The sequence below is a fragment of the Eubacterium sp. 1001713B170207_170306_E7 genome, from assembly GCF_015547515.1.
Taxonomy (GTDB): domain Bacteria; phylum Bacillota; class Clostridia; order Eubacteriales; family Eubacteriaceae; genus Eubacterium.
Genome location: NZ_JADMVE010000004.1, coordinates 29,946 through 56,203 on the forward strand (window position 1 = coordinate 29,946; position 26,258 = coordinate 56,203).

A 26,258-nucleotide genomic window follows, 5' to 3' on the forward strand; every position below is an offset into this window, starting at 1 on the left:
TTCTGTTTATTAAGAGCATTATAACATAAAAAAGACCGGATAAACCGGTCCTTCACATCATCTTTTTTTAATGGGCTGGCAGCTTGGGCAGTAGTAGACACTTCCGCCAAGGTAGGCTTCCTTGACAATGGAGCCGCCGCAGACCGGGCAGGGGGACTTGTAGGTGTTTTTGGATAAAATACCTTTATAGCCGCCCTTCATGCCAAAAATATCCTTTTCTGTGTCACGGCCACCCTGCACGGTCATCTGGTGCAGCGTGGCTTTAACGGCGTCAAATATCCGGGTAAGCTCCTCCCCTGTCAGGGCTTCCAGCTTTGTTCTGGGATTAACCCGGGCGTTAAAAAGAATATCCTGCAAACAGCCGTTGCCCAGCCCTGGAATCCGCTGTTCGGTCGCCAAAAGGGCCTTGGCGCTGGTATTAGGCTTAGCCGCCGACACAATACCGTCAAACCACTTCCGGTCAAATTCTCCGCTCAGGGGCGATGGCTTCTCTCTGGCGACCTGGTGATAATAGTTGTCATTTTCTCCCTCGGTATAAGCCCAGATCGCCCCGTACATGGCCACTGAAAAGGCCAGCATGCTTTCATCCTCAAAGGTCAGCAGCAGCTGGTGCTTTTTAGGCGGCTTTTCCTTTGCCTCCAGATAGCGTATATTGACGCCGTCGCCCAGCAAAAGCCGCTTATCCCCCAATACGAGCTCGACATAACCGCCGTAGGCTTCGGCCCTGTCTGCTTTCATCCCCGCCAACAGGTCGCGGCAGTCCTCGGGCTCTCCGTTAAAAAAGGCAAATTTATGCGGTGACGCGCCCGCGACCACCTGCTCTATCTGTTTTCCTCTAATGATCTCGTCCAATTGTCCGGCTATGGTATAGCTTTCTGGTAATTCCAGCATATCGCACCTCCTCTTTTTGGGTATTATACCCTATAAATACTGACAGGTTTTGTCATATTTTATTTTTTACTGATAAAACCACCCGCGCAAAAGAGCCAGAGCGTAAAGTCAATGAACCGCAACCGGATATCCCTTTCAATATCCCCAAAAATCGGAAAGCTCTGCCATGATTTCCGCGGTGGGCTTTAAGGTCGCTTCGATAATGGAGACTCCGGTTTTTTTAAGATAATGGCGAACCATGTGATAGCCGCAGGCATAGCCTGCGCAGTAGGGCATTCCCACCGGAAAGGAATGCTGTATTTCCGCAATCTCGTCACCATAAAGCCAGGGTGTAATGCCGTCAAAGCCTGTTACATCCAAGGCTTTGATAATCTTTGGCTTAATGATTTCTTCCAGAACTGCCGGGTCTGTCTTCGTCACCCACGGGCCTATGGTTTCCTCACCGTAGAGGGCGGCGGCAAAATTTTCGGCCAGTCCCTCGCTTACCATCATCTCGGCCAGAGTGATGTCCGGACGCCATTTCTGAAACTGGAAGCGGACATTGTGATTGCACTCGTGAGCCAGGGCTGCCGGCATTCTGGAAACCGTGGTTTCATCCGGTGCCAGCATCCCCAGAATATAGCCCGGTATACCGCCGTCTCCACAATATCCCTCGCTCAGCTGTGTAAAGGGGTTATCCGGATTTGCCAGAAGAAGGGTGAAAAAGTATTCCTGAACTGGCAGCTCGATACCGGCCTTTACAAAACAGTCCAATGATCTTTTAACAGCGGCCTCGCTGGCGGACCAGAGACTTTTTTCTTTAAGCCAGCGAACCGCCGCTTTCTGGCTGTGGTCCACCTTCTCCGGTGGAAAAACCCCCATCATCTCGGAGGCCATTACCACATCGTATCCACCTTTCCGGGCCGCCCGGATCGGAACATTAATACAGGCCCATTTGTATTCAAAGGGCTTCATCATCTCATAGCGGTAGAGGTCGTTTCGCTTTTCCACTGGGGCGTTCATCATTTTTTCATAAATTTCACCGGAATATACGGCATTAATTTTCATAAACATTCATCTCCTTTTGTGTCTTAACCACAGTTTAAGGGATGACGCCGCGTAAAGGTCAAGCTTTATTTAAAGGCCTGAGGACATTTTTTCATTAAAAAGCTTTTAAAATCAATGGCGCTGCCCATTGTAAAGCCGCTCTTGTCGAGAATATGCATCTTTTCGTCGGCCACGATCACAAAGGTATGGGGCGTCTCATAGATTTTTTGAACCTGTTTATAAAAAACAGGACGTTCCGCCTCAGCGGTTTGCCAGAGCATTTTATCCTTTGTGATGGTCCATTTAAAACCGCCGGCCGGAAAAATAGCCTTCTGCTCATTATAGGCTTTCTCCGCTGAAAAACGGTAGCCCTGAAAATAGACAAATACCAGCAGCGCACCCATCACAATAAAGATAACGCCGGCCGGCCAGGAGGTGTTCGACAGATAATAATAGGCGCAGACAAAACAAAAAGCGGCCATGAGCAGATAGAACCACCGCTTTTTTAACGCGTTTTTCTGGTACCATTTACCCTGGGCTTCCAGATAAATTTTTTTGCTGTAAATGGTGGTGTTTTCAAATAATGTTTTCATTTTGTTTCCTTTTGATTTTTTGATAATGGCTTTATTATACACCAAGTGCGCCGGAAATGGTAAATTTAATTTTTGTCTGGGCATTCCGTCCTAAATTCGTTATAATGGGTATAAGTTTTACATCATTACGATCAGAAAGGAAAGCTTATGGATAACAATCATACCATCAATCTGAACTCTGAATATTCAGCGGGTTTTCAGATTGAACTCCTGGATTTAGATATGGACCGGCTGGAGGACCCGATTCTGGTGATCGGCTCCGGCGCTGCCGGCAACCTCGTTTTCTTCTTAAACGCGCAGGGCCACCGCGCCTGCGGCATTGACCCCAGCGCGGAGAATACAGACGTTACACGCGCGTCGGATTTTTTACATGTGGATTACGGTAAGGACTACTGGGGCAGCATTCTCTCCCCTCTGGCTTTTATTAAGGAGATGTCCGCCGCTATGGCGGCAAAGGACGGCAGTGATCTGGAATGGGTGAAATGCTATAAATCCATTCTGACAGCGCTTAAGCAGGGCGGCTCCTTTATCTATGCCCCCTCCCTGCCTTATATTGAAGATATTCTGCCTGAAGAACAGTTTGAGATAACACGCAGCGATATTCGGGAAAACCTCTCCAGGACAAAAATTACCAGGAAATAGCAAAAGAGATGATGCGGCGAAACGCCGTATCATCTCTTTTTTATCTTTACCGTTTGTTTTTTCCTCCTGCAGGCGCAGCAGCGGTCCTTTTAGCCAGTGTGTACTTTCGCACGTGCTTGTCGGTTCTCAGAACCATCACAATGGACAAAAGCAGTGTCAGCGCCAGTACCATACAGCACAGGGGCAGGTTGTAGGTGAAGTCCGATGAAAAAGCGCCAGGGGCGATTCTGTACTGGATAAACGCAAAACCGGCGGTGAGCGGGTAAATATTTCCCAGCCCATGGCCCGCTACCAGGCCGCCGCAGACTCCGTAAAAGAAGGCAAAGCCTACACCCGCGACAAAGCTGCCAGGCCTCTTACTGGTAAAAACAATAATGGGCAGCACCGCGATGTACACACACAGGTTCATCACGACCATCTGCGCTAGCGACTGCACCGCCAGCCCTGCGGTAAATCCCTCTAATCCGGATATTTGGGCAAACAGCACGGTTGCCAGGAAGCTGCCGATCCCGGAAATCGCCGCCAGCGCCGCGACAACAAGCAGCTTGGCGGTTAAGAGCCTGTTGAAGGGGACTGGTATGGTCAGGATATTTTTAAGGGTATCATCCGTCCATTCCCGGGCGATAATATAGCCTGCCAGCAAGGTGAAAACCAGCGGATTGACCGCGTCAAAATTTGTCCAGATAACATTGTCTGAAAAATCTGAAAAATTATAAACCCCGCTGGTATCCATGGAAACAGTAAACCAGGACAGCAGCGGGCCGCAGACCATGGCGGCCAGCGCCACCCAGACAATGGAATAACGCTTGAGCTTCAAAATTTCTGTTTTGATCAGTTTAAGCATCTTTCTTCCTCCTCCCATTTTTAATACCGATAAACGTAAAGACTGCCGCTACACTTAAAATCCATTTTTGCTTTTTCACAACACACCTCAGCTTTCCCGTTTTCTGTAAATATACAGAATGCCCAGAATGGACAAAACCCCGATCAGTCCGATAATCCCGGCCGTCATTGGCAGGGATACCGCTGTTTTTTTAACCGCTTCCGCGGCCGCATCACCCTGAATGGCCAGATTCTGCCACCGCCAGATGAGCGGAACTGGCAGAATAGTGAGCAACGGATTGGTAAGGTTGCCGCTTGTAAAGCTGGTGCTTGCCACACCAAAACCTCCAACCGAATAAACCAGAGAGAGGAGAATTGAAAAGATATAGCTTCTGTTAAAAAAAACAATGGCGATAACCACTGGCAGCGTCCCGGCAGTGAGCAGCACCCCTGTCGTAACACTGATCCACAGCTTATAGCCCACCCCGTTGATCCCGCCGCCGATCAGGCCGCCCACCATGGAGGAGGCCATAAGGGCGACAGAGTAAAAAACACCCAAAACGAACAATGTGACAATCTTGGCAACAATAATCTGATTGGTGGAAAGGGGGATGGTTCTCAGGTTTTTAAGCGTGTCGTTATCCCTTTCCATATAAAAGAGCATAGCTGCCACGATCCCGATAATACAGGGCATGGAGATGAAATTTCCAAAGCCCACAATCATGCCAAAGAGGCCGTCGTACATTTCGGTGGGCGGCATGACTGTGTCAGCGTTTTGCCCGATACCAGTTTTCAGGACAATGGCCGTGAGCGGAATGGGCATGATACAGGCTGCCAAAATGATAAAAAGCACAAACTTCTTGCGCTTCAGCTTTAAAAACTCACAGCGCACCAGCTTAAGCAATGCCAACACCCCCTGTTACCCTCTTGAAGTAATCCTCCAGGGTATCCTTGCAGATATGGGCGTCGTCGACCATCAGCTCATTTTCCACAAAGCATTTGGTCAGCACGCCGACCCTCAGGCTTGTATCAAAGAGCCGCAGCGTATGCCCGTCGTCAATGCTGAAATCATTGGTTTTAAAGACCTTTTCCAGAATCCGCGCCGCTTTGGCTGTATCGGACAAAACAAAGCGGATATACATCTGGTTTTTATCCCTGAGCACAGACATGCTCTCCTCCTCCAAAAGCACGCCATTGTCGATAATGCCAACGTCGTCGGCCAGCAGCTCAATTTCTGACAGAATATGGCTGGATACCAGAATGGTCTTGCCCTTTTTCGCGAAGGTTTTAAGCAATTCCCTGATTTCTGCAATACCGATGGGGTCCAGGCCGTTGATGGGTTCATCCAGAATCAAAAGCTCTGGGTCGTGCATCACTGCCAGTGCGATGGCCAGACGCTGCTTCATGCCCAGAGAGTACTTTGAAAAAAGCTTTTTATCCCGGTAGGGCAGTCCCACAAGCTCCAGAGATTCTCTGACTGCGTCTTTTCCCGGGAGCCCCCGAAGGGTAGCGAAAATGCTCAGATTTTCTGTACCTGTCAGATTGGGGTAAAAGCCTGGCGACTCGATCAGGTTTCCGATTCTGGGATACAGGGCTCTGCCATCCTTAAACGGGTCTTTTCCAAAGATACGAACTGCTCCCTGCGTTGGTTCAGTCAGGCCCAGCAGCATACGCATGGTGGTGGTTTTTCCCGCACCGTTACGGCCGAGCAAGCCGTAGATTTTCCCACTGCGCACATGCAGATCAAGGGATGAGACGCTGATCTGGTCGCCGTAGACCTTGGTCAGGTTTTTGGTGGCGATAACATATTTTTCTTTCATGTTCACATCCTCCTCTGAGGTGCCGGGCCAATCCGTGACTGCGGCGGTACCGGTACCTTCTGTATTGATGTTCCTATCATACCATCTGTGTCCTGCCGCAACCTTGCCGTAACCTTGCTTTAACCTTGTCTTTTAACAGACCTGTCTGAAGTCCAGAAAAAAGCAGGTTTCCTTCCCTGCTTCGCTCGTCACACTGACGCTGCCATTCTGCAGCCAGACAAGCTGCTCCACAATGGACAGGCCCAGGCCGCTGCCCTTTCCCATGCGGGCGGAGTCACATTTATAAAGACGGTCAAAAACATGCGCCAGATCCTTCTCGGGGATCCCCTTTCCGTTATCCTTTATCCAGATTCCCACCCGGTCCTGTTTCTCCTCTATGCCCACTGAGATTTCGGAAGCACCGCTGTGGCTGACAATGTTCTGTATCAGATTATTTAAAATACGTTCATAGGCTGCTGAGTCCAGCAGGGCGGTGATTCGTTTTTCAGGAATGCAAAAAACATAATTGAGGGCGTTCTGTTCAAAAACCGGGAGCCAGTCGCTCAGAATGGTCTGTGTCACTCCTGTCACGTCCACCTCGCTTATTTCGAGCACCCGTTCATTGGAATTCAGCTTAAACCATTCAAAAAGATCGTCCACATACGTTTGGAGGCTATGAGCTTTTTCACGGGCTGTTTCGATGTATTCTTCCAGCTCCTGGCCCTCAACCAGACGGCTGTGGACTGCGTCCAGATAGCCAATAAGTGTAGTAAGGGGTGTCCGCACATCGTGGGAGAGGCTGGTCATCATCTGCCGGTTCGCCTCATCACGTCCATTGAGCTCTGCGATTGTGTCGCGGTAACCCTCCATAATGTCGTTAATTTTGTAAAAAAGGGGCGCCATTATATTATCCGGCGCTGCCAGCACGCGGCGGTTCAGATTGCCCTTTCGGATATCCTCCAGTGCCTCATTGATATCCCCCACGCTTTTGCGGGCCTGATACAGACGCCCTGTCAGCAGCAGCGCAAGGACTGTGACCACAGCCAGAAGCACAGCCAGACCTGTTTCGAGTCCACTCATTTTACACCTCCGCGTTAAAACGGTAGCCCACACCCTTGATGGTCTGGATATAGGCCGGCCTTTTGACGTCCGGCTCAATGAGCCTTCGGATTTTGCTGATATGCGCCATGATGTTACTGTCGTCGTACAGGTATTCCTCCTGCCAGACCTCCTCGTAAATCTGCTTTTTGGTCAGGGCGCGCCCCTTGTTTTTCGCCAGGTAGTACAGAATATCGAACGCCTTGGCCTGGAGCGTAACCTCTGCACCACGGACGGTGACCTTCCGCTTGTCCGGGTCGATTTCGAGGCCCTTAAAGCTCAGCCGCTGGCCGCTTTGCTCCCCGTTTCCGTTAAGCACCGTATAACGCCTGACCAGCGAGTGCACCCTGGCGCTGAACTCATTGATATCAAAGGGCTTTGTCAAGTAGTCGTCAGCCCCTAACCGCAGTCCGTAGACTTTGTCGATATTCTCGCCGCGGGCTGTCAGCATCAGTACCGGCACCGTGCTGGTCTCACGTATTTTCTTAAGCACCTCAAAGCCGTCCATTCCGGGCATCATGACATCCAGCACCACAAGGACAGCACCGCTTTCCTTCAGCTTTTCAAGGCCTTCACGCCCGTTCCGGGCGCAGTCCGCCGCGAAGCCGTCACAGGTGACACATTTTTCAAGTAACGCGCACAGCTCAGGATCATCGTCAATAATTATCACTCGATTCTGCATTTTCTTCCCCTTTGTCCATAATTGTCTTTTCATTCTAACACCTTCTTCTGAAAAAAAGAACAAAAAATAAAAAAAGGGCCTGAAGCTTCAGGCCACTGCTATTCATTATTCGATGGCGTCCTCTAAAGCAACGCTCTTTTTCCGCATGCGCCGCATTTCCCCTACCACCATGACCATGGCAACCGCGAAAGCCGCGAAATCGGCGATCGGCCCGGCGTACATAATGCCGTTGATGCCAAAGGCCATTGGCAGCAGCAAAATCAAGGGCAGCAGGAAAATGATCTGCCGTGTCATTGAAATAAAAATTCCCTTGGCCGGCTTACCGATGGCTGTAAAGAAGTTCCCGGTAACGGGCTGGACGCTGTTGACCAGTGTGCCGAACATAAAAATCCGGAAATAGCGCTCCGCAAATTCAAAATATGCCTCGCTGCCCGTGCCAAAGAGGCTGATGATCTGTCTTGGGAATATCTGAAAGCATAAAAAGGACACCACTGAAATTACCGATGCGCTGAGGATGGCCAGCTTATAGGTCTCCCGGACACGGTTGTACTGCTTTGCCCCATAGTTAAAGCCGATAATGGGCTGGCTGCCCTGCGCAATCCCAATGACGATGGATAAAAAGATCATGCCCACCTTGATGATAATGCCCGCGCAGGCCAGCGGGATTTCGCTTCCGTAGGGCGATCGGGCTCCGTAATAGGTCAGCACATTATTCATGGTAATCTGGACCGCCAGCATGGCCAGCTGGTTAAAGCAGGCGGAGGCGCCCAGGGCGGAAATCTCCTTCAAATTTGTCAGCCTGAGCCTGAAATCGGACCGGTGAAGCCGGATATTTTTAAAGCGCGTTGTGTACCAGAGCGCGCAGGCGCAGGAAATAATCTGTGAAAAGGTAGTGGCGATGGCGGCCCCGGCAATACCCATGCCAAACCCGAACATCAGCAGCGGGTCCAGAATGGTGTTGAGCACCGCTCCAGCTACCATAAACCCCATAGAATAGCGTGGGCTGCCGTCGGCCCGGATAATGTTGCTGGTCCCGTTGGCAAAAATCAAAAATGGGATGCCCACAGCGGTGATACGGGTATAGGTCATGGCATAGCCCAGAACGTCCTGTGTGGCTCCGAAAGCCAGCATCAGCGGCTGTAGAAACACCTCCACCACTACCGCGATGATCACGCCTGTGACAGCTAGAAAGCCCATGGCGTTGCCGACCACCTCCGAAGCCCCCTCGCGCCGGCCCGCACCCAGCTCCAGGCTGTACTTGGCCGCGCAGCCTGTGCCAAAGAGCAGCGCTGTCGCGACACACACGGTGGATAAGGGAAAGGCCACGTTAGTTGCCGCGTTGCCAAGCACGCCGACCCCCTGTCCGATAAAAATCTGATCGACAATATTGTAAAGCGCGCTGACCAGCATGGCGATAATGCATGGCACGGCGTACTTTCTGAGCAGGCTTCCGACTTTTTCATACCCCAATGGGTTGTTTTGCGTATCCTTTGCCGCTGTGTCCAACTGAATCCCCTCTTTTCTTTACTTCGCAGCTGCAATTTATTCTTTGCTTTCGCAATTATTTTATCTGATCGAGGGGGCTTTGTCAATATATGAAAGGGAGATGATGCGGCGTAACGCCGCATCATCTCAGAAAAGACAGCTGCTCACCGTGGTATTTTCCTTTGTAGGCTTCGACAATCTCCTGCATTTTACAGCGCAGGCCGGCCTTTGCGCAGGCTTCTTTAAAAACCGCGTACAGCGCGCGGGCCTCCGGCGCTCCACAGCCGTATGCGTTGCCGTACTGCCGCATGTATTTTTGACGGAGTCCTGGAAAATGCCGGTCCAGCTGGCTAAAATAGTAGTCCCTCTGAATATCCCTCAGGGTCACGCCAAAGCTGGGATAGATAAACCGCGCGCCGCTGGCAGCTCCCTGCTCCACAATCGAGCGGATATTCTCCACGCTGTCCCCGATGAAGGGCAGAACCGGCATCAGCAGAATACCAGTGTAGATACCCGCGTCCGAGAGGGCCTTAACCACCTCGAACCGCTCGCTGCTTGACGGGGCGCCAGGCTCGACAATACGGCTCAGCGCGTCGTCTGCCGCAGTGATTGTCACCTTGCAGATCACCGGGGAATGCACCTGAATGCGGGACAGCAGCCCGATGTCGCGCGTGATCAGGCTTCCCTTGGTCGCGATGGCCACCCCAAAGCCGTAATGGTCGATAAGCTTAAGGGCCTCCTGTGTCAGGTATTCGCCTTTTTCAAAGGGGTTGTAAGGGTCGCTCATGGCCCCGGTGCCCACCACGCCCTTCTGCTTTTTACTTTTGAGGTCCCGGGCGATGAGCCTCAGGGCATCCTGTTTTTTCTTCACCGTGTCGAATTCGGTATTCTGGTAGCATGCGCTTCGGCTGTCGCAGTAGATGCAGCCATGACAGCACCCTCTGTAAATATTCATGCTGTACTCTGTTCCGAACCAGGCGGTGCTCTTATTCCTGGTGACCAGTGTCTTAGCCGGTATTGTCTTCATTACGGTCTCCTTTTTTCTGCTTTTATTATATCAGAGATAACCTGACAAGTGGTGTCATATTTTGAAAACAGCGCTGCTTCTTGCATTTTATGGCTTTTCTGGTTATACTGAACTGCGTACAAGGAGGTACCTATGACTGATAAACCATCAAGAATACTCATCGTCGAGGATGACCGCGCTCTGAACCAGGGGCTTGTGCTGTCCTTAAAAAACGATTCCTATATGATGCTGCCGGTTTTTTCCCTTATGGAGGCCAGAGCGCAGCTTTTGAATCATACCTTTGACCTGATCGTCCTGGATGTGAACCTGCCTGACGGCAGCGGGCTGGAGCTGTGCCGGGAGATACGCCGCCACTCCGCGGTTCCCATTATTTTTCTGACTGCCAACGATATGGAGATGGACGAGGTGGTCGGTCTGGAAAGCGGCGGAGACGACTATATTACAAAGCCCTTTAGCCTGGCGGTTCTGCGGGCCCGTATCGCCGCGCTGCTGCGCCGCAGCCAGAACGCCGGCCTGGACTGTGTGAAAATTGACGCCTTTACCTTTGATTTTGACCAAATGGTCTTTTTGAAAGACGACGCTGAGATCACCCTGAGCAAAACAGAACAAAAGCTGCTGAGGCTGCTCATAAGCAACCGCGGCGCCACTGTGCCCAGGGAGCTTCTGCTGGAAAAGGTCTGGGGTGACAGTATGGACTTTGTGGACGAAAACGCCCTTTCCGTCACCATACGCCGCCTCCGGGGCAAACTTGAAGACAACGCCTCAAAGCCCGTGTATATTCAGACGGTTTATGGTCTCGGCTACACCTGGGCGGTGAAGTGAAATGAACGCCGCCGCACTCTGTCTCTCCATAACCGCGAGTCTGCTCGGCTTGTTTTTTATCATTTGCCAGCTGCGCCTGAAGCGGACGCTTACCCGCCTCGAGCAAATGCTGGACCAGGCCCTCGAGGGCACCTTTGAAGAAAATACCTTTGATGAAAGCCGCCTTTCGGCCCTTGAGACCAAGCTCCATCATTTCCTGTGCGCCTGCCACGCGCGCAGCAGCCGTACCGCCTCTGAGCGGGATCATATCCAGACTCTGATCGGCGATATCTCCCACCAGACCAAAACGCCCATTGCCAACCTGAGGCTTTACGCAGACCTGCTGGAGGAGCAGACCGACCTTTCGGAGGCCTCCCGTCCGCTGGCAGCGGAAATCACCCGGCAGAGCGCGAAGCTTGATTTTCTGATCCAGTCGCTGATCAAGGCCTCAAGGCTTGAAAACGGCATTGTCCAGGTTTCACCCCAGACCGCAGAAATTGGTAGGCTGGTGGAAAGCGCCGCGTGCGGGCTTTTTCAGAAGGGCCAGAACCGCTCTGTCGCTCTCACCCTGGAAATTCCACAGGGCCTGACCGCCTGTTTTGATCCTAAATGGACGGCCGAGGCTCTTTATAATATTCTGGACAACGCGCTCAAATACACCCCGGCGGGCGGCAAGGTCCGGGTCAGTGCCCAGGCCTACGAGTTATTCTGCCGGATTGATGTCTCCGATACCGGCCTTGGCATTTCGGAGGAGGAAATCCCCAAAATTTTCAGCCGCTTTTACCGCAGCGCCGCTGTCAGCCAGGAGGAGGGCGTCGGCATTGGGCTCTACCTGACCCGGGAGATCATTGCCCTGCAGGGCGGCTATATCCGGGTTTTCTCGGAACCGGGCAAGGGCTCCTGTTTCTCTGTTTTTCTGCCCCGCAGCTTCAACGCTGAAAACCGTGTCTGACCTTTTTAAATGAAATCTGTCATAACTGTAAGATTCTGGAAAGAAGCTGGAAAGAAGTTTTTGTTATAGTTTGTTTATGGCATTCTTACCAAATACAAACACGATTACGGAGGTCATCATGATCATTTTACAGACAAAACATCTGAAGAAATACTACGGTACAGGAGAAACCACAGTTAAGGCCCTTGACGGCGTATCCCTTGAGATCGAGGAGGGCTCCTTCTCGGCCATTGTGGGAACCTCGGGCAGTGGAAAGTCCACCCTTTTACATATGCTCGGCGGCCTGGACCGCCCCAGCTCCGGTGCTGTCATGGTGGACGGCAAAAACATCTTTGACTTAAAGGACGACGCCCTGACCATTTTCAGACGCCGCAAAATCGGATTTGTGTTCCAGAATTACAACCTGGTTCCGGTTCTCAACGTTTATGAAAACATCGTGCTGCCCATCGAGCTGGACGGCAATACTGTTGATAAAAAATACGTAAACAAAATCATTGAGATTCTCGGGCTTAAAAGTAAGCTGTACAGCCTGCCCAGCCAGCTGTCCGGCGGGCAGCAGCAGCGCGTGGCCATCGCCCGGGCGCTCGCCTCAAAGCCGGCCATTATCCTGGCCGACGAACCCACCGGTAATCTGGATTCCAAAACTAGTCTGGACGTTCTGGGGCTTTTAAAAATCACCAGCGAGCACTTCCATCAAACCATTGTCATGATTACGCACAACGAGGAAATTGCCCAGATGTCGGACCGGATCATTCATATTGAGGATGGACAGATCACAGGTGGTGGCCGCCATGCTTAAAGTTAAGAATAAAAAAGCCATCAACCGGATTGCCCTTAAGAGCTTTAAGGCCAATAGGCTGCGCAACCTTATCGCCATCGTGGCCATCTCCCTGACCACCATTTTGTTCACCACGCTTTTTACCATGGGGACCGGCGTGGTGGAAACCTTCCAGCAGCAGACTATCCGCCAGGCCGGCGGCGACGGCCATGCGGTTTTAAAATACCTGAGCGACGCACAGTTCGATAAAATCAAAAACCACCCTCTGATAAAGGCCATCAGCTATGACCGCCTGATGGCCGATTCAGTGGACAACCCCGAGCTGCTGAAGCGGCGCACCGAGCTGTGGTATAAGGACGACACAGGTCTGGAATTCGCCAATATCCACCTGACCGACGGGCACAAGCCCAAATCCGCCAACGAGATCATAGCCGACACCAAAACCCTCGACATGCTGGGCCTGCCCCACACGGTTGGCACGACCGTGCCCCTGACTTACACCATAGGCGGCCAGGTCTTTACCCGGGACTTTACCCTCTCTGGCTGCTGGGAAAGCGATCCGGTTTTCAATGTCGGGCAGATTTATGTCTCGCCGGCTTTTGTCTCTGAAAACGCCGAAGCGCTCAACCAGGCCGATCCCTCCTCTGGACAGATGGCCGGTGTGGTCAACGCCTATATCCTGTTTAACAACAGCTTCAATCTCGATGGCAAGCTGCACCAGGTCATCACGGAGAGCGGCTTTAACGACACAGACACTCACGCGCCTGACTACATTGCCTCAAACGTAAACTGGGCGTACCTGTCCTCAAATTTCTCTCTGAGCCCATCCACTATTCTGGCCGCTGCGGCTGCCGTGATTCTCATTGTTTTCACCGGATATCTGATTATTTACAATATTTTTCAGATATCTGTGATCCGGGACATCCGCTTTTACGGTCTTTTAAAAACCATTGGCACCACCGGACGGCAAATCCGGCATATTCTCAACCGCCAGGCCGTAATGCTCTCAGCCGTCGGTATTCCCATTGGGCTGGTCATCGGCTTTTTAACCGGAAAATCGCTGACGCCGGTTCTCTTATCGGCCACGAATTACAGCGCTGACAACGGTGTGTACGTGTCGCTGAACCCGCTGATTTTTATGGGAGCGGCCCTTTTCGCCATTGTGACGGTCTTTATCAGCACGCGCAAGCCGGGACGCGTTGCCGCCAGTGTGTCGCCCATCGAGGCGGTGCGCTACACCGAGGGCGGCCAGGAACGTAAAAAACAGAAAAAATCAACAGACGGCGGCAAGCTTTACCGCATGGCGCTCTCCAACCTTGGCCGCAGCCGCGGCAGAACACTCCTGGTGATCCTCTCCCTGTCGCTGAGCCTCGTCCTGCTGAACACGGTATTCACCCTGTCCCGGGGCCTGGATATGGAAAAATACGTGAGTCGCTGGGCCAACACAGATTTTGTCATCGCCCATGCCGATTACTTTAATTATGACTTTACCGGGCCCGAGAACGCGCTGTCCGAAAGCTTTATCCAGTCGGTGGAGGCTCAGCCCGGCTTTGAAGGAGGCGGCCGTGTGCTGGGTGGAAAAAGCCAGAACATTAAAATGGACGCCCCGTCCGGGCAGACGCTGTACAGCCAGAACGGTGAACAGGTCTTTGCCTCCGTCTACGGCCTGGATACTTTTGTGATGGACAAGCTCACCCTGGTGGAGGGAACCGCCGACGCTCAGAAGCTCGCCTCCGGCGGCTATATCATCGCTGCCTACGAATGCGACGATTACGGCGTTCCCTATCCTGATACTGCGCCCTTCAGCCTTGGCCAGTCCGTTACCCTGTACGATAAAAACGGTGTTTCGCATAACTATGAGGTGCTGGCAAAAGCCAAAGTTAACCTGAGCGTGGCATCGGACCGGAGCAGCTGGGGCTACAGCTTTTATCTGCCGTCCGAGGTGTACGCAGGCCTTGACCCAGACCAGCCTCTGATGGAGTATACCTTTGATGTGTCGGACAGCCAGGAGGGCGCGATGGAGACCTTTCTGAAGCGTTATACTGAAACGGAAGAGCCCACCATGGACTACGAATCCCGTGAGCTCATTATCAACGAATTTGAAAGTCTGCGTCAGATCGTTCTGATCGTCGGCGGTATCCTGACTGTGATCATCGGCCTCATTGGCGTTCTGAACTTTGTCAATTCCATTCTGACCAGCATCATCACCAGACGGCGCGAGTTCGCCATGCTCCAGAGCATTGGCATGACCGGAAAGCAGCTGACCAAAATGCTCTGCCTGGAAGGACTGTACTACGCCCTGGGCACCATGCTGTTCTCCCTGATCCTTGGCGTCCTGTTCTCTGCCGTTATCCTCCGGGGGGTTACCGCGTCGCTGTGGTTTTTCTCCTACCACTTTATCATTACGCCGCTGCTCATCACCTATCCCATCCTTTTGATCCTGTCCGCGCTGGTTCCGGTTATTTCCTACCGAGGCACGGTGAAGCAAAGTGTTGTCGAGCGGCTGCGTGAGGCTGAATAAGATGCACCGGCTAGCGCCGGGCATCTTTTTTATAGTATGACTTTACAAATAAAAGGAATCCACAGGGTCAAAACGAACGCGAGTACAATAAGTATCGGAATTCCCACTTTTCCAATATCAGACATCGCATAATAGCCTTTGGAGAAGGTCATCATCGGAACTGCTGACAGGGGTAAAATCATTGTCCAGCTTGAAAAGATGCACAAGGGTATAACAAGTACAGCTGCATTTATACCCAGCTCTGCTGCTACAATTGTAACTGGAAGCGTTGTTGAGGTAATAACTGCTGGCGCGTTGGGCAGAATAAGCTGCATAACATACATAAACGCTGCGAGCTGCAAAATTAAAATAAAGATGCTCGTATCTGATTCAATTTGGAACATTATTTCTGCAAACCATGCTGCGACACCATTCTTCAAAATCAAATTGCCAATACACAGTACACAGCCAACCATCAGAATCACATCCCAGCTAACCTCGTCTTTAAAGTCTCTCCAATTCAGAATATCTATTCCCGGCAAAAACATTACAGCTAACCCGCAAATCGCAATAACAGTTACATTTAAACCTGTAAACCAAGAGCTGAGTATCCATAAAACCACCATTGTAAAAACAAGCACAACGACCATCTTTTCTTTCAAAGCTGGTTTCTCAACCTGTTGAAGCTCAAGAATAAAATTTTCGATTTTTATTTTTTCAATAGATGCAGGTTTAAACACTTTAATGATCAAAACCCATGCTATGGGCAGCATAAGCAGAGCAATCGGCAAACAAATAAATATCCAGTCAACAAAGCGAATGGTAATATCAGAATACTCATTTAAAAGCTCTAATGCCAAAATATTATTTGAACTCCCAGCGGGTGTAATCACGCCGCCAATCATCCCAGCGATTGGCAAGGCTATCATAATTGCCCGGCCTGTATGTTTTTTTTCTTCTGCTGTATTGTACAGTTCTAAAAAATTAAGTGCTATTGTCATGAACATTACTGTAGCTGGGATATTCGACATAATTGAGGAAACCAATGCAGTAGCCAGCATAATTGCCAGAATAAACAGATTTATATTGCCTCCCATCTTTTTTAATAAAAAAAGTAAAATTCTTTTTGTTGTTGGTACCTTTGAGATGGCGGCAGAAATGCCGAAAGTTGCCAGCACAAAGAAAACCGTCGGATTTGGAAACGCAGTTAACGTCTCTTTTAGTGAAGAAATCCCCATCAAGAAGGGCAGTACCAGTAAAAAAATGCTGCTTATTCCAAGCGGAATAACCTCTGTAATCCAGAGTAGCACTGCCACGATCAATAAAACTAAAGTTTTAACGCCCAGCACTCCCAGACCCTCTGGAATTGGCACTAAAGGGTATAATATGAACACAGCCAAACAGAGAATTAATCCTATTACTCTTTTTCGCATGTCTATTCTCCATAATTTCAAAATTTTAAATAAAAAAGGCTTCAGACGATACCCAAAACCGCTGAAGCCTCTGAAAATTATTTAGAAGGGATTGCCATTATTCATTCAACTATAAACTTCATTGCAAAATTCAACTCCGGCCATTGCCTGTGTTGCGAACGCATCCGCACCAGTAAATTCCCTGACGGTTTCCGTACAGATTGTTCCCCCAATAATCACTTTGACGCGATCTCTCACGCCAGCTTCTTTTAGTGCATCAATAACATTCTTCATTTCGGGATAAGTCGTGTTAAGCAGCGCACTTAAGCCCAATACTTTTGTCTCTGTATCCTTTACTGCATCCACAAAATCATCGATGGACACATCAATTCCCAGATCAATAACTTCAAATCCAGAGCTTCTCAACAGGCTAATGACAATGTTTTTTCCAACATCATGAATATCGCCGTGAACAGTTCCTATTACTACTTTTCCTTTATTGCTCTGACCTTTTCCTGAGGCCTCTAATAAGGGGGTTAGCTTATTCATGATTGATTCCATTATTTCCACAGAGAACATCAGCTCGCCAAGATAGTAAGTCTCTTCTCCAAAAAGATCTCCCACCATTACAAGCCCTTCATTGGCTTCAGCCACAATATCTAATGGCAATTTACCTTCTGCAATTTCCTCATCGACAATCTGCAATGCTAATTCGTCTTCAAGATCTCTGATTGCTTCTGCTAATTTGCTCATAATTATTTATCCTCCTTATAATCTAATAATCCAGGAATAGGCCATACGTTCTAACTTATTCCAATTATTTTCTATCAATGCTTCATCACCGGTTATATTCCATCCGTGTTCATCTCTGTACTCTTTCCAAGGCGTAACGACATTTTTAATCGGAGGAATCGTGAGTTTTTTGTCCTGTTGATAGGCCTCTTCCGGCATTGGAGCTGGTCCATCACTATAGCGCCCATACTCATTTACCGCATCAATAAGCGCCTGGAAATTTTCAGGTTTGCAATCTTCTGGAATATGCCCACCCCCCTGTGGTATCCATCCGCCATCTTTTCCAATGGTTTCACAGAGCAGCTTAACCCTTTCTTTGATATCATCTGGCGTTCCTAAAATCATCATATCGGTTGGTATTCCTCCAGAGATACAGTTCTTATAGCCAAAAGCCTCTTTGGCCTTAAAAATATCCGCCTCATTATCAACGTCAAATAAGATTGTCCCTTTTGGAAAATCCGCTAGATGATCCCAATGCGGTTCCCAGTTACCTTCAAGGAATATCCTAAAAGTATATCCAGCATCAATCATGGTCATAATACCTTTATAGAAGGTAGGCCAGTAAAATTTATCAAATTGCTTCGGTGACATAAAGCATGGCTTATGTGTTGCGATAAAAATCGGCATCTGTTTTTTCGGGTCAACCAGAGCGGCACAATTATTCAAATTGATTTCCATTAATTTTTCACACGCGGCTACAATCTCATCCTGCTTTTTAAACATATCCCGCATAATTCCGCGAAGACCGCGATAATTGTCTGAAAGCATGTCGAAAGGCGCTGTTAGTTGGCTTTGAGTTGTCCCAGGAAAACCATATTCATATTTCAATTTCGCTGCCCGGTCTTTATTGATAGCTCCTGTAATTCCCTGTAAAAACCCAGATTTTAGAAAGGCCATATAGGAACGGATCGATCCTTTTTCTTTAAACTCTCCAAAAATTCTGGGAAAGTAGATCTCCATTTTATATTTAATTGGATCCTCAATGAACTGTTCATACTCATCCTCCTTCATCCAGTCGGATTCCACAAACTGTTGTAAGGAATTCGGATCGATTTCTCTTCCCGGTACGCGGTATAACTGGTAATCTAAAACATCCCAGGTTGGTGCATAGGCAATATTGCTTCTGAAAGTATCAATTTCAGGATATTTTTCAGCAAACTTAAATTCACAATCTGCCCACTTCTCCGGATCATACAGTATTTCCTGAAAATTATAGCCTGAGTTTTTTTCAGCATAATAGCAGGTGTTAAAAGCCAGTGGCACTCGGTCAACCGGCTGCATACGGATTGCCGCCATGTATCTCCCCAGTCTTCTGTTATAGGCAGCCTCTACTTCTTTTGACTTAAACATGAAATTTTCCTCCTTAATCTTAAATAGACATTTTTATTTTTTCTGAATTTCTTCACTTGTCTTTCCATAGGTTTCTTTCATACAAGCAGCTGAAACCGCAGCGACAAAATATGATCCCGCAATAACCATTAACACCGCGAAAAAGCTACCACCTGCAATATCAAGAATTAAGCCGAGTAAAGCCGGAAATAAGACAGATCCCAATTGGCATAGAGCATTATAAATCCCCATTACAGTTCCTGCAAAGGGACCCTTTGCTGTCTCGGTCGCCATTGTATTTACAGGATTCCCCAAACCAGATGAGAACAGTCCATAAAGCAGCATAATAACCCAGAGAATGGCTGTATCTTTGAATTGGGTCAGACAGACAACCGTAATACAAGTGATAACCCCACAAAGAATCGCTACTTTTTTACGTGATTTTAATAAATCTGACGCAACACCAGAAAGTGTTCCACTAAACAGTTTCATTGCTGAAGATGCCGCAAAAATGCCACCCGCAGCTGCCAGTGTAAAACCCTGTGTATCGACAAAGAACTTCATTATCCACGTCGTAAAGCCATTATTGGCACCAATGGCTAAAAACTGGGCAAGTGTGGCTAAAATCAGCGTCCGTGTCGTTAAAATCCGAACAGCTCCTTGGCGGTCTTTCTGTTTTTCCTCGGCTGTTTTCTGTTTGCCCGCTCCCGATGCTTTTGCTACGCCTCTTTCTTTTGCAAAGATAAAGAACAGAACAGCGATGACCAAAGCAATAATGCCACCGTAAGTAAAGGCCATCTGCCAGCCCTGGCCAGTTATAACATTTGGAAACACACCGGATGCAATCACATTCCCCAGCGCGGGGCCTGTCATAATGAACCCCATCGCCGTCGCTCTCCGTTTGTCATCAAACCAGCCTAAATTCATTTTTGCGCATCCTGAGAACAACGGTCCGCTTGCCATTCCTGCTAATACCCTTAATGTAAATAAAATAATGTAGCTTCTTGAAAAGGGAATGGCCAAAGTAAATACTGCTGTCAGTAGCGAAGACACCGCTAAGGATTTTCGTGGTCCAAATTTATCTACAAAGAATCCTGAGAAAAAATTCATTGCAACATAGCCAACATAGTACGCTGTTACTAAACCTCCTGCCTGAGTCATGGATATTCCCAAATCTGGAGCCGCTACCGGAATGGCAGTACTCCAAATATTTCTGGATATAAATGAAACAGCATAGGTACACAGGCAAAGCAACGCAACAACCCAACTATACCAACCAATTTTTTCCTGCTTGTTTTGGCCGTTTGAATTAATTTCTTGGTTTGTCATTTTTTTACCCCCTGTTATTCCTCCTCATAAAATGCGTTCAGGTAAGCAGCTACCTTTACCAGAACTTTTATTCAATCAGCACGTACCGCATGAATACTTCTTGACAGATATTACTCCATATTTTTGTAATCGTGTTCTTTTTTTACAGTATAGTCTTATTTCCCGTAAATGTCAAGTATTTACTGTTATTTATCGTATATTTTGTTTATATCTTAATTTTAATTGTATATAATGTTTTATATTTCAAAAAATAATCGTATTATTTAAAATTAATACATTATTTTTCCGTATTTTTATTAGATAAATACCACTATATTACAAATATGAATAAGCAAAAACGATTTATAAAAAATACTACTATTTATTTTCTTTTATTTTAGTACTTTTTATTTGCCATTATCTGTTATAATAATTCAAATAGGAAAAATATAGTAATTTAGGAGAAAACTATGGCAGGGCAAAAAAAAGGAGAAATCACCAAAGCAAAGATAATTGAAAGCTCAAAAAAATTATTTTATACAAAGGGATATAATAAAACACTTATGCAAAATATTGCAGATGAAGCAGAAATAGCACTGGGAACGCTTACTTATCATTATTCAAAAAAGGAATCAATCGCATCGACAATTCTATATCATTACATTACAAGCATCAACACCTACATTGATCTCCACTCAGAAGACAATCTCAACGCTTTCCAAACGCATTTTATCGCCAGTATTCCATACTACAAAAATTTGTTAGAAGACCCTCATTCTTCTCAGTTTTACTGTGAAGTTATAATCTCTGAATCATTATATTCAGGAGACGTCACAGAAGATCCCCTCGCGCTTTTTTTTAAGGGAATGAAAGCCCAGTGCCTACGGGACTACCGTATTCCAAAAATGGGTTATACGCTGGAACTGGCCTCTATTTTTGAAGTGGGCGGCAGAAACCGGTTAATCAAAAAATATGTTGAAGGTAAACTCCGAAACATTTCTATTGAGAATATCGCAAACTATTTAACATCGAATATGGGCAAATTGCTGCATATCCCAGAAAATGAAATTGCCGCCAGTCAGGATCTGGCTATACAATTTAATAACGAACATGACCTTTCACATATCCATGCCTTACTTTGACGTAAAAAAACTACCGTATCGAAATAACGGTAGTTTTTTCTTTTCCCTATTCCTGAATCCCAGGGATCTTCGGCAGGCTGTCGAAGCCTTTCTGGAGGTCCTCATCGGTTGGGATATAGTCGTTCATCCGGCCTTCGAGATAGGCGGAATACGCGGTCATATCAAAATAGCCGGTGCCGGTCAGGCCAAAGAGGATGGTTTTGGCCTCTCCGGTTTCCTTACAGCGCAGGGCTTCGTCCATGGCGGCTCGGATCGCGTGGGCCGATTCCGGCGCGGGCAGGATGGTTTCCTTCTTGGCAAAATAGACCGCCGCCTCGAACACGCGGGTCTGCTCCACAGAGGTGGCTTCCATATACCCGTCGTGGTACAGCTTGGACAGGATCGGGGACATTCCGTGGTAGCGCAGACCGCCCGCGTGGTTGGCGGAAGGGATAAAGCCGCTGCCCAGGGTGTACATTTTGGCCATTGGTGTGATCTTGCCTGTATCGCAGAAATCGTAGGCGTAACGGCCGCGGGTCAGCGACGGACAGGAGGCCGGCTCGACCGCGATGATTCTGGGGTCGGCCTTTCCGGTAAGCTTGTCCTGCATGAACGGGGCGATCAGGCCGCCGAGATTTGAGCCGCCGCCGGCGCAGCCAATGACAACATCAGGGTATTCTCCCAAGATTTCCATGGCCTTTTTGCTCTCAAGGCCAATGACGGACTGATGCAGCAGCACCTGATTGAGCACGGAGCCCAGCACATAGCGGCAGCCCTCGGTTTTGACCGCGGTTTCCACCGCTTCGGAGATGGCGCAGCCCAGACTTCCGGAGGTTCCTGGATTTTCGGCCAAAATTTTGCGGCCGATGTCTGTGGTCTCGCTGGGGCTTGGCACCACCTTTCCGTCAAAGACCTGCATAACGGCCTTTCTGAAGGGCTTCTGCTCGTAGGAGACCTTCACCATGTACACGGTCAGGGGGATGTCGAAATAGGAGCTTGCCTCTGAGAGCGCCGTGCCCCACTGTCCGGCTCCGGTCTCTGTCGTCAGGCTGGTGAGGCCCTGCTCCTTGGCGTAGTACACCTGAGCGATGGCGGAGTTCAGCTTGTGGCTGCCTGAGGTGTTGTTGCCCTCAAATTTGTAATAGATCTTCGCCGGGGTGTCCAGTGCCTTTTCCAGGTTATAGGCCCGGATCAGCGGCGACGGCCGGTAGATTCGGTACATTTCCTGAACGGGTTCTGGAATGTCGAAATAACGGGTTTCTCCGTCCATCTCCTGGTGCGCCAGCTTTTCACAAAAAACGGGATACAAATCGGACTCCGCCGCGGGCTGCATGGTGCCCGGGTTGATCAGGGGATCGGGCTGCTCCTTCATATCTGCCCGCAGATTATACCACTGTTTCGGCAGGTCCTCTTCACTCAAATAGAAACGGTAGGGTATTTTTGCCATTGTTTTTCTCCTTCTGCTGATAAATTTGCCCAAATAATCAAAAAAGACTTTTGCCCCCTGCTAAGGGACAAAAGCCTGTAACTTCTGCGATACCACCCAAATTGACGCGCTGTTTTACAGCACATCCACTCATTTTACATACTATCATATGCACCCCGCTGATAACGGATGGGGCTCCCGTCGGCGCCTACTCCCGGCTGGTTTCGGACCGCACTCCCGAGTCCATTCAGCCATTCCTGTGCTGCCGCTTTCCACCTGCCGCGGCTCTCTGGATACACCCGTTATGACTTACTTCTCTCGTTCGTCGTTTTGATTATTCTGGATTGGTGCTATTCTATAATAAAACAAAGCGCCTGTCAAGCTAAAATTGTGTTTATTTGCCCTCTGCCCTCTGATGGTTTATAATATAACCATTCCACCTGAAAGGAAATTGATTATGTTCACCATTCACGAAAACGAAAAAGAATACCGCCACGGCGACCACGGGCCTAAGTACCTGATGATGGGCCCAAAATCGAATTTTGGCATTGTTCAGCTGCTTCCCGGCAATGTGGTGCCGCCCCATTACCATGAAATCATGGAAGAAAATTTTTATATACTGGAGGGCACAGTCTCCATGACGGTGGACGGCACTGAACGCACCTTCCGCCACGGCGACTTCATCCATCTGGAGCCCGGCGAGATCCACCAGCTTGAGAATAAAACCGGATCGGTGGTCCGCTTTGTGGTCACCACCAGCCCCTTCATGGACCACGCGGACAAAGTAGAGGTATAACGTATAAGAGATGATACGGCAAAACGCCGCATCATCTCTTTTGGCTTACTGTACCTTTTCAACCGGAAACAAAATGCCGGTTTCCAGCTCCTCTTCACTTTTAACCGCATCCACGTCCTTCAGATAGCGTTCGACCGACGGGCCGGTCACCTTATATTCGGGGTGCTCCGCCAGCCATGAGCAAATCGCGTCGTAGGCGTTATGCAGGCCCTCAAAGGGGCCGGTGTGGGTGGTGGCGACACACAGGCGGGCCGGTATGACCTTGATGTCCGGGTCCTCTCCGCTTACCTCGACCTGAGCCTCGATATCCATGCTTTCGTAGTTGAACTCCTCTCCCAGGTAAACCTGCTGGGCCGCGCCGCAGCGCTTCAACCCCAGCGCGTCAACCTTTCGGTACAGCTCGTCAAACAGGTCTCCTGTCTCGCTGATATTAATTTTCCGGCGGATACCATAAACCCGCTGCGCTGGCGTTTCCATTACAATAACATGATACTGGTCCTTCAATAAATCACTTTTTTCCATTTTCATCATGGCGTCCTCCATATGGCGGAGTTTCTTCCTGAGGGCGTAAATTTCATCATACGCATCCAGACGCCGGCGGTGGAGCCGTGCGGCCAGCTCGTGCTCCGGCAGCTCAAGCAGACTGCCGATTTCGGACAAAGCAAAGCCATAGCTCTTTAACGTCTCAATCTGGGACAGGGTTTCCAGCTGCGCGGCCTCGTAGTAGCGGTAGCCATTTTCCCCGATGCTGCTTGGGCGCAGCAGGCCCATGGCGTCATAATACCGAAGCATGCGCGGTGAAACGCGCCCTAATTTTGAAAACTCTCCTATGGTGAACATCCTTACCTCCTGTGTCATTTATATTCTGAACCGGTTCATCTGTAGTGTATACCTTGACACGGTGATAAGGTCAAGGCCTTTTTTATTTTATCATCAAACTCTTAAGCAATTTCGGGTATAATGAACACACTACAACAGGAGGAACGCCATGAAGCAGCCTGAAAGACTGCCGGGATTACCGGTCCTGGCACACACACCGACCCATTTATACATCGCGCCCCACCCCTTATTAAGGCCTTACATCGCCCATTACACCTTTTGCGCCCAGGGGCCGCTTCCCGAAAGCCGTCTCCCTGAACAGCTGACCCTGATCCCGGACGCCAGCGGCTGCGTGGTCTTTTCCTGCGGCGGCAGTGATCTGTCCGGCTGTTTCTGGGGGCCTACCACTAAAACCGTCGTGGTTCTGGGAGACGCGGAAAAGATTCCGCTGCGTTTTTTTATCGAGTTTCTCCCCGGAGGCGCCAACCGGCTCCTGGGGCTGAACCTCAAGGATTTTACCGACCGCCGGGAGCCGCTTGAAAGCGTGCACCCCTGCCTCGACGCTGGGATAAGAAGGGCCTTTGAGCAATTGCCGGAAACCGCCCACCTGACCCGCACGCTGGATGCCCTGCTGCTGGAGAGCCTGGCCGGGTTTCCCGGAAACCCAAAGCCCCTGCCGCCCATTCTCGGGCAGCTCAGCGGTCTCGCCACAGTCCGGGCCGCCGCCGAAAAAATCGGGTATTCTGAGCGCCATCTCCAGCGTCTGGTCACAGAGGCCCTGGGCATGCGCTACAAGACCTTCACCCGTCTGACCCGGATCAACCTGGCCATGCAGCGCATGGAAAAGGACCCGGTGGCCTTCACCCGACTGGCCCAGTCCCTCGGCTATTATGACCAGGCCCATTTCAACCATGATTTTAAAGCGGTCTGCGGCGAGTCCCCCACAAAATATTACGCCCACATGTCGGATTTTTACAATGAACGCTATAAGTTTTAGTCTATAATGGCAGGACGAGGAGGTTGATCTGGTGAAAAGCGATTTACAAACCATCCCGGGGGTAGGCCCAAGTATGGAAAAGCAGCTGCTGGAGCTCGGCTACAGCAGCGTGGCTTCTTTAAAGGGGGCCGACCCTGAGGAAATGTATGCCCGGGAATGCCGGCAGCGGGGCGAGCAGCTGGACCGGTGCGCGCTCTATGTCTACCGGCTGGCGGTTTACTTTGCAGAAAACACCCAGTATGAGCCTGAAAAACTAAAGTGGTGGAACTGGAAGGACTGATTCCACTGGCAAAGGAGATCAAATGAAATACAACGCATTTATGCTTGTCGTATCGGATATGGAAAAATCCCGGGCTTTTTATGAAAAGCTGCTGGGGCTGAAGGTGGCCATGGATCTGGGCGTCAATGTCAGCTATGACTGTGGCGTCGCCCTCCAGACAAAGGAAACCTGGCTGGAATTCATCGACAGGCCGGAGGACGCCGTCTGTTTTGGCGGCAACGATACGGAGCTGTACTTTGAGGAGGAGGAGCTGGACAGCTTCCTCAAAATTCTGGAGCGCCAGGACGTGCCGCTGGTGCGGCCGCTGTTCACCCAGGCCTGGGGACAGCGGGTAGTCCGTTTTTATGACCCTGACCGCCACATCATCGAGGTGGGCGAGCCCCTCTCGCTGGTGATCAAGCGGTTTTTGTCCCAGGGCTTAAGCGTCGCCGAGACCGCGGGGCGCACCATGTGCCCGCTCCCCTATGTTCAGCTTCTGGCAAAGGAGCTGGAGGCGGAAAAGCATGGATAAATATCCCTGGATCGACGCCTGCTTTCTGGAGAAAAAAGGGGTTGAAAAGGCCTGGCAGGCCGAATGGGAGGCGATGAAGTACCTGCTTCACGGTAAGATGTTCGCCTTTATGGGCACGCACAAAACCGGCGATCCCATCCTTACGCTGAAGCTGCCGCCCGAGGAGGGCCTGGCCCTCCGGGCCGCCTACCCCGGCGCCATTATCCCCGGCTATTACATGAATAAGGTCCACTGGAACACGCTCTACCTTGAGCGTGACGTGCCCGAGGACACGGTCCGGAAAATGCTTGACAGCGCCTACGAGACGATTTTAAAAAGCCTGCCAAAAAAGGTGCAGCGTGAAATTGAAGAAGTGTCATAACGAAAAGGAG

General features: G+C 49.6%; 27 protein-coding genes and 1 other annotated feature. Of the genes, 11 read left to right on the forward strand and 16 right to left on the reverse strand.

Going from position 1 to position 26,258, the window contains the following annotated elements:
• Positions 1-57: 57 nt before the first annotated feature.
• The 3 genes from I2B62_RS10680 to I2B62_RS10690 form a co-directional block, all read right to left on the reverse strand.
• Positions 58-891, reverse strand: a complete 834-nt coding sequence (locus tag I2B62_RS10680) for a DNA-formamidopyrimidine glycosylase family protein (RefSeq protein WP_195269014.1) — start codon at positions 889-891, stop codon at positions 58-60.
• Between the two features lie 135 nt (positions 892-1,026).
• Positions 1,027-1,938 carry a DUF2268 domain-containing protein gene (locus tag I2B62_RS10685; RefSeq protein ID WP_195269016.1) on the reverse strand — a complete coding sequence of 304 codons (912 nt, stop codon included), beginning with the start codon at positions 1,936-1,938 and terminating at the stop codon, positions 1,027-1,029.
• 65 nt (positions 1,939-2,003) lie between these two features.
• A complete protein-coding gene (locus I2B62_RS10690) occupies positions 2,004-2,510 on the reverse strand; it encodes a YcxB family protein (RefSeq protein WP_195269018.1) in 507 nt (168 codons plus the stop codon).
• A gap of 147 nt (positions 2,511-2,657) precedes the next feature.
• Here I2B62_RS10690 and I2B62_RS10695 point away from each other — a divergent pair, with 147 nt between their 5' ends.
• Positions 2,658-3,152: a hypothetical protein gene (locus tag I2B62_RS10695; RefSeq protein ID WP_195269019.1), complete on the forward strand. Its 495-nt coding sequence runs from the start codon at positions 2,658-2,660 to the stop codon at positions 3,150-3,152.
• A 46-nt stretch (positions 3,153-3,198) separates the two neighbouring features.
• On the opposite strand, the gene I2B62_RS10700 is transcribed toward I2B62_RS10695, so the two are convergent.
• The 7 genes from I2B62_RS10700 to I2B62_RS10730 all read right to left on the reverse strand — a co-directional run bounded on the left by I2B62_RS10700 (position 3,199) and on the right by I2B62_RS10730 (position 10,065).
• On the reverse strand, positions 3,199-3,996 hold the full coding sequence (locus tag I2B62_RS10700) for an ABC transporter permease (protein ID WP_195269020.1): 798 nt from the start codon (positions 3,994-3,996) through the stop codon (positions 3,199-3,201).
• A gap of 87 nt (positions 3,997-4,083) precedes the next feature.
• Positions 4,084-4,878, reverse strand: coding sequence for an ABC transporter permease (locus tag I2B62_RS10705; protein ID WP_195269022.1), 795 nt, complete (start codon positions 4,876-4,878; stop codon positions 4,084-4,086).
• The gene (locus I2B62_RS10710; RefSeq protein ID WP_195269024.1) at positions 4,871-5,794 is read right to left on the reverse strand and encodes an ABC transporter ATP-binding protein; all 924 of its coding nucleotides are present in this window, start codon (positions 5,792-5,794) and stop codon (positions 4,871-4,873) included. The genes I2B62_RS10705 and I2B62_RS10710 overlap by 8 nt, the downstream gene beginning before the upstream one ends.
• A gap of 132 nt (positions 5,795-5,926) precedes the next feature.
• Positions 5,927-6,853, reverse strand: a complete 927-nt coding sequence (locus tag I2B62_RS10715; RefSeq protein ID WP_195269025.1) for a HAMP domain-containing sensor histidine kinase — start codon at positions 6,851-6,853, stop codon at positions 5,927-5,929.
• Position 6,854: 1 nt separating this feature from the next.
• Positions 6,855-7,586, reverse strand: coding sequence for a response regulator transcription factor (locus I2B62_RS10720; protein ID WP_243259492.1), 732 nt, complete (start codon positions 7,584-7,586; stop codon positions 6,855-6,857).
• 72 nt (positions 7,587-7,658) lie between these two features.
• On the reverse strand, positions 7,659-9,059 hold the full coding sequence (locus I2B62_RS10725) for an MATE family efflux transporter (RefSeq protein ID WP_243259494.1): 1,401 nt from the start codon (positions 9,057-9,059) through the stop codon (positions 7,659-7,661).
• A gap of 121 nt (positions 9,060-9,180) precedes the next feature.
• The gene (locus tag I2B62_RS10730) at positions 9,181-10,065 is read right to left on the reverse strand and encodes a radical SAM protein (RefSeq protein ID WP_195269028.1); all 885 of its coding nucleotides are present in this window, start codon (positions 10,063-10,065) and stop codon (positions 9,181-9,183) included.
• A 132-nt stretch (positions 10,066-10,197) separates the two neighbouring features.
• On the opposite strand from I2B62_RS10730, the gene I2B62_RS10735 reads away from it, so the two are divergent.
• The 4 genes from I2B62_RS10735 to I2B62_RS10750 all read left to right on the forward strand — a co-directional run bounded on the left by I2B62_RS10735 (position 10,198) and on the right by I2B62_RS10750 (position 15,117).
• Positions 10,198-10,887, forward strand: a complete 690-nt coding sequence (locus I2B62_RS10735; protein WP_195269029.1) for a response regulator transcription factor — start codon at positions 10,198-10,200, stop codon at positions 10,885-10,887.
• A 1-nt stretch (position 10,888) separates the two neighbouring features.
• On the forward strand, positions 10,889-11,818 hold the full coding sequence (locus I2B62_RS10740) for a HAMP domain-containing sensor histidine kinase (protein WP_195269030.1): 930 nt from the start codon (positions 10,889-10,891) through the stop codon (positions 11,816-11,818).
• Between the two features lie 118 nt (positions 11,819-11,936).
• Positions 11,937-12,617, forward strand: coding sequence for an ABC transporter ATP-binding protein (locus tag I2B62_RS10745; protein WP_195269031.1), 681 nt, complete (start codon positions 11,937-11,939; stop codon positions 12,615-12,617).
• Positions 12,610-15,117: an ABC transporter permease gene (locus I2B62_RS10750; RefSeq protein ID WP_195269032.1), complete on the forward strand. Its 2,508-nt coding sequence runs from the start codon at positions 12,610-12,612 to the stop codon at positions 15,115-15,117. The genes I2B62_RS10745 and I2B62_RS10750 overlap by 8 nt, the downstream gene beginning before the upstream one ends.
• Before the next feature lie 29 nt (positions 15,118-15,146).
• Here I2B62_RS10750 and I2B62_RS10755 read toward each other — a convergent pair whose 3' ends face one another.
• The 4 genes from I2B62_RS10755 to I2B62_RS10770 form a co-directional block, all read right to left on the reverse strand.
• Positions 15,147-16,529 carry a DASS family sodium-coupled anion symporter gene (locus I2B62_RS10755; protein ID WP_195269041.1) on the reverse strand — a complete coding sequence of 461 codons (1,383 nt, stop codon included), beginning with the start codon at positions 16,527-16,529 and terminating at the stop codon, positions 15,147-15,149.
• 105 nt (positions 16,530-16,634) lie between these two features.
• Complete coding sequence (locus I2B62_RS10760; RefSeq protein ID WP_195269047.1) at positions 16,635-17,261, reverse strand: cobalamin-dependent protein; 627 nt, start codon at positions 17,259-17,261, stop codon at positions 16,635-16,637.
• A 15-nt stretch (positions 17,262-17,276) separates the two neighbouring features.
• Positions 17,277-18,650 carry a uroporphyrinogen decarboxylase family protein gene (locus I2B62_RS10765; RefSeq protein WP_195269048.1) on the reverse strand — a complete coding sequence of 458 codons (1,374 nt, stop codon included), beginning with the start codon at positions 18,648-18,650 and terminating at the stop codon, positions 17,277-17,279.
• Positions 18,651-18,683: 33 nt separating this feature from the next.
• Positions 18,684-19,958: an MFS transporter gene (locus I2B62_RS10770; protein WP_195269049.1), complete on the reverse strand. Its 1,275-nt coding sequence runs from the start codon at positions 19,956-19,958 to the stop codon at positions 18,684-18,686.
• A gap of 449 nt (positions 19,959-20,407) precedes the next feature.
• Between I2B62_RS10770 and I2B62_RS10775 the strand changes: the two genes are divergently transcribed.
• Complete coding sequence (locus tag I2B62_RS10775) at positions 20,408-21,079, forward strand: TetR/AcrR family transcriptional regulator (RefSeq protein WP_195269050.1); 672 nt, start codon at positions 20,408-20,410, stop codon at positions 21,077-21,079.
• 46 nt (positions 21,080-21,125) lie between these two features.
• Here I2B62_RS10775 and I2B62_RS10780 read toward each other — a convergent pair whose 3' ends face one another.
• The gene (locus I2B62_RS10780; RefSeq protein WP_195269052.1) at positions 21,126-22,505 is read right to left on the reverse strand and encodes a TrpB-like pyridoxal phosphate-dependent enzyme; all 1,380 of its coding nucleotides are present in this window, start codon (positions 22,503-22,505) and stop codon (positions 21,126-21,128) included.
• Positions 22,506-22,565: 60 nt separating this feature from the next.
• Positions 22,566-22,819: a binding site (T-box leader), on the reverse strand.
• Positions 22,820-22,941: 122 nt separating this feature from the next.
• On the opposite strand from I2B62_RS10780, the gene I2B62_RS10785 reads away from it, so the two are divergent.
• Positions 22,942-23,280: a cupin domain-containing protein gene (locus tag I2B62_RS10785; protein ID WP_195269053.1), complete on the forward strand. Its 339-nt coding sequence runs from the start codon at positions 22,942-22,944 to the stop codon at positions 23,278-23,280.
• A gap of 45 nt (positions 23,281-23,325) precedes the next feature.
• Here the strand turns inward: I2B62_RS10785 and I2B62_RS10790 are convergent, their stop codons facing one another.
• Complete coding sequence (locus I2B62_RS10790) at positions 23,326-24,120, reverse strand: MerR family transcriptional regulator (RefSeq protein WP_195269055.1); 795 nt, start codon at positions 24,118-24,120, stop codon at positions 23,326-23,328.
• A 148-nt stretch (positions 24,121-24,268) separates the two neighbouring features.
• Between I2B62_RS10790 and I2B62_RS10795 the strand changes: the two genes are divergently transcribed.
• From I2B62_RS10795 to I2B62_RS10810, 4 genes are read left to right on the forward strand one after another with little or no spacing between them, the layout of a single operon-like run.
• The gene (locus tag I2B62_RS10795) at positions 24,269-25,096 is read left to right on the forward strand and encodes a helix-turn-helix transcriptional regulator (protein ID WP_195269057.1); all 828 of its coding nucleotides are present in this window, start codon (positions 24,269-24,271) and stop codon (positions 25,094-25,096) included.
• Between the two features lie 31 nt (positions 25,097-25,127).
• Entirely contained in the window at positions 25,128-25,376 is a 249-nt protein-coding gene (locus I2B62_RS10800) for a helix-hairpin-helix domain-containing protein (protein ID WP_195269059.1), read from the forward strand.
• 22 nt (positions 25,377-25,398) lie between these two features.
• Positions 25,399-25,887, forward strand: coding sequence for a VOC family protein (locus tag I2B62_RS10805; protein WP_195269060.1), 489 nt, complete (start codon positions 25,399-25,401; stop codon positions 25,885-25,887).
• Entirely contained in the window at positions 25,880-26,248 is a 369-nt protein-coding gene (locus I2B62_RS10810; protein ID WP_195269063.1) for an MmcQ/YjbR family DNA-binding protein, read from the forward strand. The genes I2B62_RS10805 and I2B62_RS10810 overlap by 8 nt, the downstream gene beginning before the upstream one ends.
• The last annotated feature ends 10 nt before the right edge of the window (positions 26,249-26,258 follow it).